10 protein-coding genes are annotated in these 15,910 nt (G+C 47.6%); all 10 read left to right on the top strand.

Going from position 1 to position 15,910, the window contains the following annotated elements:
• Positions 1 to 11 precede the first annotated feature (11 nt).
• The 10 genes from BN7444_RS06030 to BN7444_RS06075 all read left to right on the top strand — a co-directional run bounded on the left by BN7444_RS06030 (position 12) and on the right by BN7444_RS06075 (position 15,901).
• The gene (locus BN7444_RS06030; protein ID WP_068457148.1) at positions 12 to 6,257 is read left to right on the top strand and encodes a S8 family serine peptidase; all 6,246 of its coding nucleotides are present in this window, start codon (positions 12 to 14) and stop codon (positions 6,255 to 6,257) included.
• A 136-nt stretch (positions 6,258 to 6,393) separates the two neighbouring features.
• Positions 6,394 to 7,227 (top strand): helix-turn-helix domain-containing protein, encoded by an 834-nt coding sequence (locus tag BN7444_RS06035; protein ID WP_068457150.1) that lies wholly within the window; start codon positions 6,394 to 6,396, stop codon positions 7,225 to 7,227.
• Between the two features lie 16 nt (positions 7,228 to 7,243).
• Complete coding sequence (locus tag BN7444_RS06040) at positions 7,244 to 7,621, top strand: YbaN family protein (protein ID WP_068457153.1); 378 nt, start codon at positions 7,244 to 7,246, stop codon at positions 7,619 to 7,621.
• Between the two features lie 20 nt (positions 7,622 to 7,641).
• Complete coding sequence (locus tag BN7444_RS06045; RefSeq protein WP_167627203.1) at positions 7,642 to 9,504, top strand: NEAT domain-containing protein; 1,863 nt, start codon at positions 7,642 to 7,644, stop codon at positions 9,502 to 9,504.
• Complete coding sequence (locus BN7444_RS06050; RefSeq protein WP_068457158.1) at positions 9,501 to 10,481, top strand: heme-binding Shp domain-containing protein; 981 nt, start codon at positions 9,501 to 9,503, stop codon at positions 10,479 to 10,481. Before BN7444_RS06045 ends, BN7444_RS06050 begins: the two co-directional genes overlap by 4 nt.
• Positions 10,453 to 11,337 (top strand): heme ABC transporter substrate-binding protein IsdE, encoded by an 885-nt coding sequence (gene isdE, locus BN7444_RS06055; protein WP_068457160.1) that lies wholly within the window; start codon positions 10,453 to 10,455, stop codon positions 11,335 to 11,337. Before BN7444_RS06050 ends, isdE begins: the two co-directional genes overlap by 29 nt.
• Entirely contained in the window at positions 11,321 to 12,337 is a 1,017-nt protein-coding gene (locus BN7444_RS06060; RefSeq protein WP_082941294.1) for a FecCD family ABC transporter permease, read from the top strand. Before isdE ends, BN7444_RS06060 begins: the two co-directional genes overlap by 17 nt.
• Complete coding sequence (locus BN7444_RS06065; RefSeq protein ID WP_068457163.1) at positions 12,327 to 13,094, top strand: ABC transporter ATP-binding protein; 768 nt, start codon at positions 12,327 to 12,329, stop codon at positions 13,092 to 13,094. The genes BN7444_RS06060 and BN7444_RS06065 overlap by 11 nt, the downstream gene beginning before the upstream one ends.
• Positions 13,095 to 13,610, top strand: coding sequence for a flavodoxin family protein (locus BN7444_RS06070; RefSeq protein ID WP_068457167.1), 516 nt, complete (start codon positions 13,095 to 13,097; stop codon positions 13,608 to 13,610).
• The gene (locus BN7444_RS06075) at positions 13,607 to 15,901 is read left to right on the top strand and encodes an S-layer homology domain-containing protein (protein ID WP_068457170.1); all 2,295 of its coding nucleotides are present in this window, start codon (positions 13,607 to 13,609) and stop codon (positions 15,899 to 15,901) included. The genes BN7444_RS06070 and BN7444_RS06075 overlap by 4 nt, the downstream gene beginning before the upstream one ends.
• The last annotated feature ends 9 nt before the right edge of the window (positions 15,902 to 15,910 follow it).

The following is a 15,910-nucleotide window of genomic DNA, read 5'->3' on the forward strand; positions in this document are numbered from 1 at the left end:
ATGCTCATAAAATGAGTATACAAGGAGTTCGTATCAGACGATTTGTCATACCTGTGGTATTAAGTTTCTTAATGCTCTTTACAGCGATGATAAGTCCAAGCTTTGCAGCCGCCCCCAATGGGGCGGCCAAAGCTGCTTCCTTTGGCGACAAGGATCCCTCCGAAACCATTACCCTGCTCGTGGCGCTAAAGGAGCGCAAGCGGGAGAAAAGGACGGGGATTCCGTCTGTGGATGCCGAAGATTTAAATACGGAAGCCAATATTCGCGCACAAGTCGCCTATTCTCGTGCGGCGCGGGAAACTTTTTACAAGAGCCTGAAGGCCGCGGGAATTAAGTATCACGTCGTAGAGACTTATGACGTGGCCTACACCGGCGTCGCCTTGGAAGTAAAGCGGAAAGATATTCCGGCCATTGAAAAAATGAACGATGTGGAATCGGTAGAAATTTCCCAACAGTTCAAAGCTCCCAAACGACCGATGATGCCGCGCTCGGCTTACCGCCCTATGGACACCTCCTCCAACGGGATGGTGGAAGCGGATAAGGCTCATAGCGGAGAATATAACGGAAAAGGAAGCTTGATTGCCGTCATCGATTCCGGCATCGACCCATATCACGAGTCGATGAAATTAAGTGATACAAATAGTGGGCGCATTAAGAACCAGCAAGATATTCAACAACGAATAAAGGATTTGGATATAGCAAGGGGAGATTATTTCACTGCTAAGATACCATTTGGATATAACTATGCGAACAAATCAACCTCTATTAAAGAGCACGATCCCATGAGCCACGGCATGCATGTATCGGGGATTGTAGCCGGTAATGGAGGAAAGATTAGAGGCGTGGCGCCGGAAGCGCAGATTGCATTTATGCGCGTCTTCGGCGGCGGCATGTTCGGCAATGGCACCACGGCAGAAATTTACACCAAGGCCATTGACGATGCCATTAAATTAGGCGTCGATTCCATGAACATCAGTATCGGCTCTCCTGCCGGTACTGAAGATTGGGTTTTTCCTAATACAGTAAGAGCACTGGAAAATGCTAAAAAGGCGGGCATACTCGTAGCAGTAGCGGCGGGTAACAATGGTTTCTTTGGCAATAATACAGGAACAGACTTAAAACCAAAGGCAGATAACCCGGACATTGGAATGCTTGCAGATCCTGCTGTCAGTCCCAATTCTCTGGCAGTTGCATCAATTCAAAATTTACAAGTAGCCAAAAAGGGAATGCAAATTAGAGGTGAAGATAAAGTAGTCAGTTTTCAACCGACTACGGTAGGAAAAGTAGCAGATAAATGGGTTGGCATAAAAGACTGTGGATGGGGACGCAAAGAAGATTTTAAGGAGCAAGGAGATGCTGAAACCTATGCTTTAATTGAGCGTGGGGAACCAACTTCTGATTCAGATAACCCTATATCCTTCACTGATAAAATTCAAAATGCCGAACAGAGAGGTTATGGCGGCGTTATTATTTATGACAATGAGGATAATGCTCCTTTAATTCAGATGGAAGCGCCGGGAACAAAAATTCCCGCTGCCTTTATTAAACGTAAAGATGGTCTTTATCTAAAGGATCGCCTGGATGCAAAGGTTCGCTTTAATGACGAATTTGTATGGGGCGCCAATGAACACGGCGGAGAGCCGTCAGAATTTTCTTCGTGGGGTATGACACCTCAAGGAAATTTGAAGCCGGACATTGCAGCGCCGGGCGGCGGCATTTTATCCTCTTTAAATGACAATCAATACGGTGTAATGGACGGCACGTCCATGGCGGCGCCTCACGTCGCAGGCGGAATTGCGCTTGTTAAGCAAAGGGTTGAGCGTGACTTTGCAAACTATCAGGGTAGCGAGAAGTATAATCTCATTAAGAAGCTTTTAATGTCTACGGCAGAGCCATATAAATATGAAGATTCCGGTGCTTATGCATCGCCGAGACAACAAGGTTCAGGCCTTATGAAAGTCGATAGGGCTTTAAAAGCAAAAGCATACATTGAAGGTAATGGGGGGCTTACTTCAATTAATCTGGGCAAATCTCTAACGGGAGATACGGTGAAAGTGCCCTTTAAGATTGTAAATTTAAGTAACGAAACCAAGACCTATAAGGTGTATGGGGTATTGAACACTGATAAGGTTGAAAATGGGAAAATGGTTTTAAAACCAAAGTTTATTTCAAGAAGCGAAGAACAAATCGTAAAAGTAGCGGCTGGCACGACAAAAGAAGTGGAATTGACGATGCCGATTACTGGGAAAGATGATTTTCATGAGTCAATGAAAAATGGATTTTTCTTGGAAGGGTTTGTTTTCGCAAAGGAAAATGGCGGCATCGATTTATCCGCTCCATATGTAGGGTTTTATGGTTCTTTTGACCAATTGGATATAGCAGAAAAACCTCTTTATGATCTGGTAGCTGAAGGTAAACGTTCATTCTACTATAATATGGGCGGTAAAGATGATTATTACGGTACTAATATTGGCGGTGAGATCAACAAAAATCTCATTGTTCTAGGGGCACAAGCAAATTCCACGAAAGAACACCCCGTATTTGATAAGAGCAAAATTGCTTTTTCTCCCAACGGGGATGGCCGTGCTGATAAGGCTATTTTCATGGCAACATTCCTTCGAAATTTTGCCGGTTTAGAGATGAAGATTATCGACAGTCATGGAAAACAAGTTTACTATTCCAACAATCCTGAAGATCGAGGTGTAAAAAACTTTTTCATCCATCCGCTACAAGCTCAGACCTTTGCCAACAATATGATGACAACAAAACCGCATTGGCAATGGGATGGAAAGGGACTAGATGGAAAACCAGTAGCAGACGGACATTACACGATGACTGTGAAAACGTGGGCTGCTGGCAAAAAAATGGGAGCCGATAGTCAGACGATGACTTTCCCCCTCACGATGGACCGTGTACATCCAAGAGTTACCAAAGCTTATTTTGATAACAAAAAAGAAACCTATACAATCGAGGCCATCGAAGAAACCGGTTCAGGCTTATTAAGCGTTGTACTAAAACAAGGCGAAAAAATTTCGCAACCAAAAATTCAGGGAGATAAGTATATTTTCGACATCAAAGGTTTGGCATTAGACCAGGTAGATGTAGAAGTATCGGACCAAGCACGAAATTTGCTTACGTATCCTTTGTCAACGGGAACACGTACGGGTAAGGAACGAAGTGTTCGTGTTAATGCTTTAGCAGGAAGTGATCCCGTAGCTAAGGAAGCTTTTGATTGGACTGTTCAAAGTCCTGGAGGGAACCTTGAAGATCCTAATAACTTAAGTGTTGGAAAACATGTGTTGGTGATTGAGGTAAAGGACCCGAATTATAAGCTCATTGGAGAGAAGACCATCCCCTTTGAAATAACTGAGTCTGATCTGGTTAAGGAAGTCCCTGTTCGATTTGAAACTTTGGAAACGAATGATGTATTTTTAAGTGTTGAAAACACTTATGGTGCCAATGCTTCTTTAGTTATTCAAAATAAAGATATAAAAGGGCAAGAGTTTGTGCCGACTGTAGTAAACGATACTCAACAGAGAATCAAATTGCCACAAGGCAACTATACCATCGGCGTTCGTGGTCTTGAAAATGGATATTACGCCCTTGTTGAAGGTGGTGAAGATTTTACAGTTCAAGGAAGGAAAGACGTTTATAAGACTGTAAAAATTGAGAAGAAAGAGAATAAAGAAATAACTATAAAGATTAAGCGTAAGGGTTATACTGGTCGATTCCAGCTAAAACTCACAGGAAAGGATCTCGAAAAAACAGTTCAAAAAGTTGACATTGAACCAAATCAAGACGAAAAAACGGTGAGATTAGATTTCATTCCATCTGATGTGAAGCTTAACTTTATGGAAGATGGATATTATGGCTTGTCCAATCGATCGAAATCGTGGGATGCTCAAAGTGGCGCCAAAACGATGGAGTTGACATTAGTACGCCTTAATGAAAAACCGGATGATTTCGTCGATTTTTCAAGGTTAAGAGATTTGGTGGATAAAGTCCGAAAGCTCGATTTGAAGAAGGATTACGAGTATGATCGAACGGCTTGGGATTATATCAAAGTATACCTCCCCATGGCAGAACAAATGTTAGCAAAAGAGGATGCTAAGCAAGAAGAAGTGGATCAAGTCTATAATAACCTTATGGAAGGTTATGGTAATCTAAGGAAAAAAGGCGAGTCGATCTACAAGGAGGAGGCTCTAAAGGCAGCCATAAAACGCGTAGAATCTCTCAAAGGAGAGGAGTATACGGAAGCGACTTTTAGAATCGTAGAGTCTGCAGTAAAAGAGGGCCAAGAATTATTGAAAAAGCCTGACGAAGCCAAAACACAAGCAGATATTGACCGAGTAAAGGATCAAATAGAAGAAGCAATAGATGGATTGGTTCGTCGTGATGGAAAACAACTAGTCAATAAAAAAGATTTACAGGCTGCATTGGATGCTTACAAGGCAAAGAATTATGATGAAGATAATTATACGCCGGAGTCTTATGATCGTTTGTATCAAGCAGTACAACGAGCTGAAGAATTGCTGGGAAGAAAATTTCCTTCACAAGAGGACATAGACGAAGCAGTTTTAAATCTTCAAAACGCTCTGCGCTCTTTACAATCTGTGACAGGCGAAAAAGAACGTACGGAAGAAAGAGAAGCTTTATTGACAGATATTCAGCATGCGAAAACCTTAAAAGAATCTGATTGGACGCCAGAAACATGGCATCGATTCAAAGAGGATTTAAAGGCTGCAGAAAATATTTATAAGCAAGAAAACTCAAGTTTAGAAAGGCTGAAGTATGCTCGAAACCTTCTTCAGGTTGCGGAAAGAGCACTGGAGAAACGGTCCGATGTAGACTTAGCGGAAACTGAAACTTATGAATTACCTTATGAGGCACTGAAAGCTACAGAAGATGCCCCAAGTATGGCAGGAACGGTCTTTAAGTCACCTGCAAAAGTAATAAAAGAAACTGCAGCTGATGGCAAAGTGAATTATAAAGTTGTGCTAGAGTTTCAACCTTTAAGTATTGGCGATATTACGGGATATATGCGAGATGTTATTTGTGCATCGGAGGACCAACAAGGTTCTGGATCTATGCCGATTACAGATAAGGTATTAGAAGATGGCTATTTAAAATCGGTTACTCTACACATGGGTAACACACTTAGACCAATTCATTTTATTCAAATTAAGTATTTTTCTGGAGTGGAAAATATCGATTGGATTCGCCTGAAATATAGTTTAGATCAACTAAGTAAACTAGAAAAAAATCCAAAGAAACCTGAAGAAGATCAAAATAAGAAATTGAGCGACGCGAGAAATGCGTTGACTAAAGCAATAGATGCTGCAGAAGCTGTCCTCAATAATGGAAAGCACTATACGAAAGAGAGTGCTTTAGCATTAGAAACAGCCTTAGAAAAGGCAAAAATAACTGTCCGCGGAGAGGATATATCTTCTATGGAGGCTGTGCGACGAGATATAAATCTTGCAATCAGTCAACTACTAGAAGAAAGTCCGACTCCGGAGCCGAAACCGACACCGAAGCCGGAGCCGAGTCCCGTTCCGAAACCGGATCCCTGGCCTCGCCAAGAGCCGAGACACGAATCGCCTACACCTTCTTACCGTCCGAGCCATCAAGGATCGGCGCCTGAGGCGAAACAACCTGAGGTGAAGAAGGAAGAGCCGAAGCTTACGGAACAAAAGCGAAACAGCTTTACGGTGAAAGCGCCTGAAAAAGCTTATGTAAAAGGCTTCCCCGACGGCAGCTTTAAGCCGAACAAGAAAGTGACCCGCGGGGAAGTGGCTCAAATTTTGAATCAATTCATTCAAAACAGCGACGCCTACCGTCTTCCCACGGACGTGGATACCGGCGCGTGGTACGGCAACAGCATAGCACGCCTTTACGGTCTGTCCATTTTAAACGGTTTTGGAGACGGAAGTGTGCGTCCGCAAGGCGCCATGACCCGCGCCGAAGTGGCCACGATCATGAGCCGCATTTTAAATCTCAAAGTGGAAAATGCGCGATTCAATGATGTGACGTCCGGTGCATGGTACAACGGCTACGTCGGTGCTGTGCAAGCTGCCGGCATTATTAGCGGCTATCCCGACGGAACTTTTGGTGGCGAGCGCACGGTAACCCGCGCGGAGCTTGTCGTTATTGTAAACCGCGCCTTTAAAGTTGTCGGAAGACCCGGCACGATGCAATTTAAAGATGTTCCCGCCAATCACTGGGCCTATAAAGAAATTCAGAAGGCAGCCAATTAATTGTGGAGGGGTGCGGATCATTCCGCATTCCTTTCCATGATTAAAAAATGATTGCACGCCGGACAATAACAGCTTACAATGAAAAGGTGTATGTAATGATAAAGCATATCAATGATTTCATTGGAAGGATGACGCTATGACGGATTTACATTTAACAGAACAACAACAAAAATATCTACTGTGCTTTACCGAAGAGTACCCGAGCCGCACGATTATTGACTTAAGTCAAATCTTTGCGTGTTCCAGACCTAATGCAAAGAAAATGCTGGACCGCATGGTCAAGGCCGGGATTTTATACAAACAAAAAAATGATTACTACGTCACTGAAATCGGCATGTTGATTAAAGATAAATTGGAGCGGGAAAAGCAATTGCTTGCTCTAACCATGCAAGGCATTTTCGGCCTTGAAGAAGATCGGGCCACGAGCTTTTCCTCTCAGCTTATCGGCAGGGGAGAGGATTGCATTGCCTGCTTCCTCTCGCAAAAATCGAAGCTATTCGAGCATTTGCCGGAGCCGGGGCAGAAGGTGCCCGGGGAATTTCTTCTTCACATTTTGGAAAAGAAGACCTATCCCGTTTATCTCACTATTTTTCAACAGCATATTGACGAAAATGAAGCGGTGATTCGCCCTTCCATGGCCAACAACGTCTTTGAGCACAAAGCGGATCTGGTCATCAGCGCATCGCCCCATGTGGTATTTGCCACCCGTCCTTTAAAAAAGGAACACAAAGGGCATATGAAACACGGTGCGGTTAAAGAGTTAGTTTACCAAAAAGACGGCGAAAGCTACGCCATCCCCTTTAAGGATCAGCGAGTGGAAATTCCTCTGGATGTTTTCGGCGAGTGGACCTATTTAGGCGGCGGCGTCTTGGTGTCTTACACCTGGTTCCGCTCCCATGCGGCGGTAAACTTTTCCGGCCACCGGGCCGAGGCGAATTATCTCTTGGTTTTAAATCTTGCACAATGTTAGTTAAAGGAGCGGATTTTTGAAAATACTTTTTATGGCCTTGGGCTTTCTTTTTACAGGAATCGGCCTGATCGGTGTGTATCTGCCGTTGCTTCCCACTACGCCCTTTTTGCTTTTGGCGGCGGCGTGTTTTGCCCGCGGCTCGGAAAAATTTCACACATGGCTCACCCAATTGTCCATGTATCAAGACAATGTGGCGCCCCTGTTGGAAGGAAAGGGCATGACCAAAGAGAAAAAGTACAAAGTGCTCGCGCTCATTACCGTGCTTCTGGCCATTTGCTTTTTCGTGATTCCCGTGAAACACGCCCGCATGGCCATCGTCTTCGTACTGGCGCTACACTACTATATTTTCCTGAAACGCATACCGACTCGGCCTGCATCAACTGCAGGCGAATAATGACTACAAAGGACGGGGACATGAAACGACGATATAACTTCATACTTCTGATGGTCCTCGTCTTTTTACTTATCCCTGGCGGGGCAAGCGCCGGCCAAGGCGCGGTCAAAGTTAAGCTTTTAAAAAAATCGGAAGACGTACCGTCTATGGCGCAAAAGGCATTAAGGCCGGAGGCGAAATGGGTTGACAAGGGCAATGAACGAGTGATTACCCTGGAATTTTTGCCCCTGGAGTTTATGGGCACCCGGGGCTATTTAGGCGAAGTCACTGTGGCGGGGCATGCGTGTCGTGTTACGAGCTACTACAAAGAGTATGACAGTCACAATCATCCGAAAAACGGAAAAGATAGACGCATGAAGGGGAAGCCCTATCCGAAAACCTTGGAATTTTCCGTGAGCCCCAGCACATCTCTTTGTGATTTGAAATTTTACGTCCCGGTCATGGGCGAAATGGGCTTTGGCGAGCAAGAGGCGCGACTGAAAATTGAATGGCCCGATGCCGATAAGGGCGGGGCATCCCGAGAAGAGAAGCGTTCTCTCCCCTCCCAAAGGGCGCCTTTACAAAAGGCCTCGGCCCCTATGGATTTAAAGGACGGCCTTTATGCCATCGACGTGTCGTTATGGCACGAAACGGAAGACAAGCCCTCTATGGGCAACGGTGCCCTGGATCATAAGGCGGAGCTTTTCGTAAAAGACGGCAAAGCCACTTTGTTTTTGGGAACGAAGGCCTTAAGCGTTTCAAACATTCAGGCGTCTTTGTGTCGGGTGTTTTATGAAACCGATGAAGGCTTTTCCGCCGCAGTCCCTCACTGCTACGACTTAAAGGTAGAGGGAGAAGAGCTGCCGCGGCCGAGGATTTTCGCCCTGCCCTTAAAAGAAAAAACCGACATGATGAAGGTGAAGGTGGATCCAAAGGTGGCGCCTATGGGGGATGAGCCATTAAATGCCCGGTTGAAATTGGATTTTAAAAGCCTGAAGACGATCAATGCCGATGAGACGACATTGGCCCTGCAGGCAAAAAACGGCGCAAAGAGGCCTTCCTTCAAGGAAGCCCACGACTACGTGGATAAAGGCGTCGTGCTTTCGGTGCCGGCCAACGGCTTTGACGAGGCCTTTGAGTTTTACGCCAATGCCCTTGTGGGAGGCGATCTTCAAAATCAGCTGCAAAAGCTTCAGCTTCCCCTCGGAACGAAAGCCTATCGCATCGAAGCACGTCGGCCCATTAAGTCGATTCCGAAGGATTACAAGGATTCGGTGCAGACACTGGGAAAAAGACTGGAGCCGCTAAAGCCGGTGACCGTCGCCCTTCCCTTCAGCGGATCGGGGGAGATTTATAACGAAAAAGGTGAAAAGCTGAAATCGAAGGCGAGTGGCGGAAAAATTTCCTTCGAAACGAAAAGCCTGGGCGTCTTTTTTATTAAAACTCAGGCAGCTTTACCGAAACAAGTTGGCAAAAACAGCGGCTTTACAGCGAAACCTCCGGCAAAAGCCGCTGCGCCTGTCGCCCCTGCGGCTGTTCAACCCTCGCCGGCAAGGTTGGCAAGTGCTTCTGCTGCGGCACCTGTCTCATCGAGTGCTCCCGAAGCCCCCGCCCCCGAAGGGGAGGACGGCTATGAAGGGGCCGATGATTGGGATGCGGAGGATATCCCGGAAGGGGACGGTCAGGAAGACTCCCAACTCGCCGATGAAGCGGGCGATACCGCAGACCTACATCCGACGAATAATGAAGCTTTGCAAGAGAAAGAGAGGCCGGGTCTGATTATTTTCTGTTTAATGATTATCTTTGCCGCCCTCGCAGGCGGTCTATATATGACGCGAAAGTATTACCTCATGTACATGGACGAGCTTATTTATGAAGCGGACAGAAAGAAGGAGGAACGATGAAAAAAATTCTCTCTCTTCTTTTGGCTCTGCTTCTGTTGTTGCCGTCTCGTGCCTTTGCCAATGGACCGTGCATTGTAGATATGCGAGCATCCTATCGCCATCCCGCCACAGGGGTCATTGAGGATTCCGGCAAAAACGAAGGCATCGGTCAGGGCATGGCGGAAGGCGTCTTGCATCCACAGGCCCTTTACGAGGAAGTGGGCGGCAAGCGCTTATTAACCATTCGCCTCCACATGATGGACAATGTGTCCAAGGTCGGCATTGCCGTACAGAGAAAGGGGGCGAGCGGCTTTAGCAATGCGAGCTACGACTCACCTCAAGGCGGCGGCGAATGGAAAGATTTTCGCTTTCAGCTGCCGGCGAAGGAATGTGTGATTCGACTAAGTCTTTTCATCGACGCCATGGGCAGGGAAGTCATCTTCTATGGCGACATGGGTAAGATGACGCCGGGGAATACGGATTTCGTTTTATCCGCCGGCGGTGGTTCGGCACAAAAGGCGGCGGCTCCGGCGAAAAGCCCTTCGGCTTCCCAAGCCAAAGTGGACAACGCCTCGCCCGGCAAAGCCCCTGCGGCGACGCCGGCGAGCCCTTCTCCTGTAGAGAGCGCCACTCAGGATGCATCGGCACCGAATGAAAATGCCGACGCCACGACCCACGGCGGCGAATCGGGCCTCGGCGATACGGAAAGCGACATCGGATACGAGCACGGTCTTTTAACGGAAGATTCGCCGGAGATAAAATCTCTTGAAGGCGGCGAAACCGCCAAGGACGACAAAACCGAGACGCCAAAGAAAAAAGCCCCTTGGGGGCCTGCGACGCGAATTGTCTTCGCGTCCATGATGGCGATTTTGGTCTTTGTGACTTGCGGCGCCCTGGCGGCCGGCGGCCTGTTTTATGTTTTGGCACAGAAAAAGCGCCTGCTCAATGAATTAAGAGAGGAAGATGACGATGAAGACTTCAGTTTTGAAGATTTTTAGTGTCGCCCTCGCCCTCTTTTTGCTCGCGGGTTGCGTCAATCAAAAGGCGAAACCGGAAAAGCGCATGGACGGTGATCACGCGCGGATCATTACCACATCGGCGGCTTGTGCCGACATTATGGACAAGCTGGATGTGGATCTCGTCGCCATTGCGGATTCGCAATTGGAATCGCCGCCGGCGCGATACGCCAACTTGCCCACCATCGGCATGGCCATGAATCCGGATATGGAAAAAATATCATCCCTCAATCCGGATTACGTTTTTTCGCCGGCGAGCCTTATACCCGATTTACTTCCCAAGTATCGAGCGGCGGGCATCCATTTCGGTTTCATGAACCTATCCAATGTGCCGGGGATGTACCGTTCGATTGAAGATTTAGGCCATTTACTCAATCGGGAAAAAGAAGCGGAAGCCCTCGTAAAAGATTACGACGAGTTCATGAAGGATTTTAAATCGAGAAACAAAGGCCCCGCCCCAAAAGTGTTAATTTTAATGGGCCTTCCCGGATCCTATGTGGTGGCGACAGACAAATCCTATGTAGGTAGCCTCGTTAAATTGGCGGGGGGAGAGAATGTCTACCCCGACGACGATCAGCAATTTTTAACGGTCAATACAGAAGATATGTTGGAAAAAGATCCGGACATTATCCTCAGAACGGCACACGCCATGCCCGAGAAGGTGCATCAAATGTTTCAGGATGAATTTAAAAACAACGACGTCTGGAAACATTTCCGAGCTGTAAAAGAGAATAAAGTGTATGACCTTAATACGAAGATATTTGGTATGAGTGCCAATTTTTCCTACAAAGAGGCACTGGGTGATTTAGAAAAGGTGTTCTATGGACAAGGGAATTGACGAATTAAAACAAAAAGCATTGAGGCGATGGATTTCCTTCGCCGCCGTCGCCGTCCTTTTGGTCGTGGTCTTTTTCTTCTCCCTGACGGAAGGCTCTTTAAAATTAGGCGTGGGTCAAATTCTGCGGGGGCTTTTCTCCTCCTACGACGGAGATGTGGCGCGGATTTACGATTTGCGCTTCCCCCGCGTCTTTATCGCCATCTTAGCCGGTGCGGCCCTCGCTACATCGGGTACGCTTTTGCAGGCGGTGATGAAAAATCCCTTAACGGATCCCGGGATCATCGGCATTTCTGCGGCGGCCAACTTTGTAAACTCCATGGTCCTGGCCCTGTCGCCTGCCCTTATGGGCTTCTCGCCCCTGTTCTCCATTGCCGGCGGTCTTTTCGCCTACTTTTTGATCTATACCCTGGCATGGGACGGCGGCGTTCGCCCGACGCGGCTGATTCTCGTGGGCGTGGCGCTGAACATGACCTTCATCGGCATCGGCGAAGGCATTAAATCCCTGATGGGAAGAAATTTGAGCACCACTCAAGCCATTATCGAAGGGAATGTGGCACAGAAAACCTGGAGCGATGTGCATATTCTCTGCCTCTACGTAATAATCTTTTTAGTGGCGGCGTTATTTACCATCCGCTCTCTGAATCTATTGAGCCTGGAAGATAAAACCGCCCGCGCCCTGGGTGTGCGCGTGGACCGGGACCGCTTTATCGTGGCCCTTATCGCCATTATTTTGGCGTCGGTGACCACGGCGGTGGCGGGGGTCATCGGCTTTTTGGGTCTCATCGTGCCCCACATCGGCCGGGTTCTCGTTGGGGGCGATCACAAATACCTTCTGCCCTTTAATATGCTCCTCGGCAGTTTGGTCTTGCTTCTGTCGGACACGGTGGGGCGCATCGCGGCCTACCCCTACGAAATACCGGCGGCGGTCATTATGGCCGTCTTCGGCGGGCCCTTCTTTATCGCATTGTTGAAGCTGGGAGGCGAAAACTATGGAGATTAAAAACCTAAGCTACGCCTATACCAAGGGCCACTTGATTCTCAACAAGCTCAATTTAAAAGTGACACCCGGCGCTATTACCACCTTAATGGGCGCCAATGGCTCGGGAAAATCCACTCTATTGAAAATATTGAGCCGCCAAATGAAGCCGAGCCGCGGTCGAGTGCTTTTGCACGGAAAAGATATTTTCTCCTATCCGCCGAAAGACTACGCCCGTGAGCTGGGCATCGTGCATCAGCAAAATCGAATCATCGGCGATTTAAAGGTGAAAGACTATGTCTCCTACGGCAGAAATCCTTACTTAAAGCCCCTGCAGAAGTATTCCGCGGAGGACATGGAAGAAATCGAGCGGGCCATGGAAATGACCGGCATCACGGAATTGGGGCAGAGAGAAATCAGAACCCTATCCGGCGGGCAAAAGCAGCGGGTGTTTATCGCCATGGCATTGGCTCAATGTTCCGATATTCTTTTGCTGGACGAGCCCACCACTTATTTGGACATTAAGTATCAGCTGGAAATTTTGCGCCTGGTGAAAAAAATCAACGAAGAGCGCAACACCACCATCGTCATGGTGCTCCACGATATTATGCAGGCGATAAATTATTCCGATGAAGTTATCGGCATGTACCACGGTAAAATCGTCTACCAAGGGGATCCCAAAGAAGTGCTCAACAGCCGGATCATCAGTAAATTATACGGCACGGAACTGGAATTGCTTCACGTAGGCGATGCGTCCATTGTGAAACCGAAGGAGGATTAGATGAAAGGATTTATTGCGTATTCGTCGAAGACGGGCAATACAAAGCGCATGGCGCAATATTTATACCAGGCCATGAAAGAGGACCGGGATTTGGTCCTGCTGGATTTAAAGGACAAGCCGGATCTGGCGATCTACGATTACGGCCTCCTCGGCGGCTGGTGTGATCGGGCCTTGCCCGACAAGGCGGTAATGAAGGCCTTGGAAGGGGCGCCGAAAAAACTCGGGCTCTTTTTAACCATGGGCGCCATGCCCGATTCCGAGCACGGCGACCGGGCCATGGAAGGCCTCGAAAAATGCCTCGCCGATCATAAAAAGGAAAGCTTGGGCACTTACTTGTGCCCCGGGAAGGTAGACGAAAAATTAGCCGCCCGCATCGACTTACTCCTCTTCGTGCCCAAGGATGCGCGGGAGCAGATGAAGGAAGCCTCCCGGGATTCCAGAGAGGCGACGGAGGATGAGCTGAAGGAAGCGGCGATGTATTTCGCAGAACAATTGGAAAAAGGAGGAGTTCGATGAAAATTCGTTCGACAAGCTTGGCCATGGCGGCCATGATGAGTGCCGGCTTTTTAGCTGCGCCGATAAATGTATTGGCCAAGGCACCGGAAATGCCCCAAGGTATTTACGCACAGCCTTTTGCTGAAGGTGAACAGGCTGCGGCAAAGGAAAAGCATTATGATTTGAAATGGAAATTAAAGATGGCGGACGGCTCGGGTAAGGATTCCATGGCTCAGGACTATATAGAGAAAGTAACGGCTGTGGAAAAGGACGGTAAGTGGACATTTACCATTTCTACTAAGCCGGAGTCGAGTCAATTGATTGCCAAGTTTTACTACTACAAGGATGGAACTAAGTTTGAGGCTCAACAAAATGGAAATGACTGGTCCTTTACCCTTGATTCAAAACCTGAGAATCCGATTAAGCTGGCATTTGCCATTACTGTCATGCAGGGAAAAGAAAAGGAAGCTTTCCTCGAAATTTCGGATTACAAGGGAATAAAAGGCGAGGCATCGCAAGAGCCGGAAACACCCGGACAAAATCCGAAGGAAGATACGCCCCTTGAAAAGGCGAAAAAAGCTTTGGAGGATGCCATTGAAAAGGCAAACGATGCGGACAGAGACAAGTTGGATGTAAAAGTTGTAAATGCCCTTAATGATTCTACAGAATCAGCCGGTGCCCTTTTAAAAGAGGCATCAGCCAAGGAAGATGACCTCGCTCTAAAAGTAAGCGAATTGAACTTCCTCCTCGCCCTCGGTGAGAAAACCAGGGGCATGGATGATACGGCCAAAAAAGCTTACAAGGGATTTTTAACGGTCGCGTCGGAGTTAAAAGATGCAAAGCTTGCCGATAAAGGATCGCTGAAAAAGAACCTCGATGAAAATGCCAAGCTATTGAAAGCTGCGGATAAAAAAGAAGAAGATCTAAAAAAAGCAGGCGATGCCTTCGCCCTCTTTATGGGAAATTCCAAGGCTGCCGATGATACGGATATAGGCCATTTAAAGGAACTGGTCGAGAAAAAGAAAAAAGTCGATTCCTCCTCTTATACGGAAGAATCTCAAAAGAAATTAAAGGATCTTTTGGCAACGGCGGAGAAAGAAATTGAAGCCGGCAAGCTGACAAAAGGGCGCGTTTGGGAATTGGAAACGGCCATCAACAGCTGGCACGGTGAATTAAAAGCCCCCGAAAAACCGAAGGAAGACAAGAAGGACGACAAAAAAGACGAAAAGAAAAAGGATCAAACCGTTCGCTATGATGTGCCGGTGGAGCTGGTCCAATCCGACGGCAGGGAGTCCATGGCGTCCTCTGCATTGAGTAGCTGGGCCACGGTGGATGCTTATCGCGGCGCCTACACCTATTACATTCAATTTAAGCCCATGAAATTCGGCGACAAGGAAGGGCGCTTAACCAATCTCTTCTATTACGAAAACGGAAGAAAGTATCGCGCCCGCTACCACGGCGGCGATTTATGGTCCTTTACCTTGGATGAAAGAGTAAGCTCACAAAAAATTGCCGTTTGGGTCGATATAATGGACGAAATAGCAGGGGGCGCAGGCAAGGGCGAAAAAGAAGCCTATATTCAATTTAATTGGTACCGCGCGAAGGAAACCAAACGCTTTGACGGCCAAGTGAAAGAGCCTGAAAAGAAAAAGGAAGACGAGAAGAAGGAAGAAGAAAAGAAAAAGCTCGACGAAAAGGCCTTGGAAGAAAAGAAGAAGGAATTTTTAAAAGCACAAAGAGAACGGGAGCGGCAGGTCGTTTTAAGAGCCTTCTCTGACATGAGTGCCAATCACTGGGCACTGGATGCCATCGCCCACAGCTATGCGCGCGGTTACTTTAAAGGCGAAGGAGAAGGACGCTTTGCACCTGAGCGGGCCATTACCCGCGGCGAATTTGTCACGATCCTCGGCAGAAAGGCAGGGGCCGCGGCATCGAACACGGCGACGATTTACCAAGACGTGTCCTCCGGCGCTTATTACGCTGGCTATGTGGCATGGGCACAATCGAAGGGCATCGTAGCAGGTGTCGGCCAAGGACGTTTTGAACCCAACCGCACCATTACCCGCGAGGAAATGGCGGTTATGCTGAATAAATTCCTCGCGTCTCAAAATAAATCCTACGCCGCCACAGGCTACGGGAATTTCTCCGATGGAGGCTCCATAGCAGGCTGGGCGAAGGATTCCGTAGACAAGATGACCCGCCAAGGTCTTTTATCCGGCATGGGCAATGGAAACTTTGCACCGAAGGAAAGTTTCAGCCGCGCCCAAGCCGCTCAAGTGTTGTACACCATTGATACCAAAGATATGAAATAAGGAGATTGA

Source organism: Peptoniphilus pacaensis (genome assembly GCF_900088125.1).
Lineage (GTDB): Bacteria > Bacillota > Clostridia > Tissierellales > Peptoniphilaceae > Aedoeadaptatus > Aedoeadaptatus pacaensis.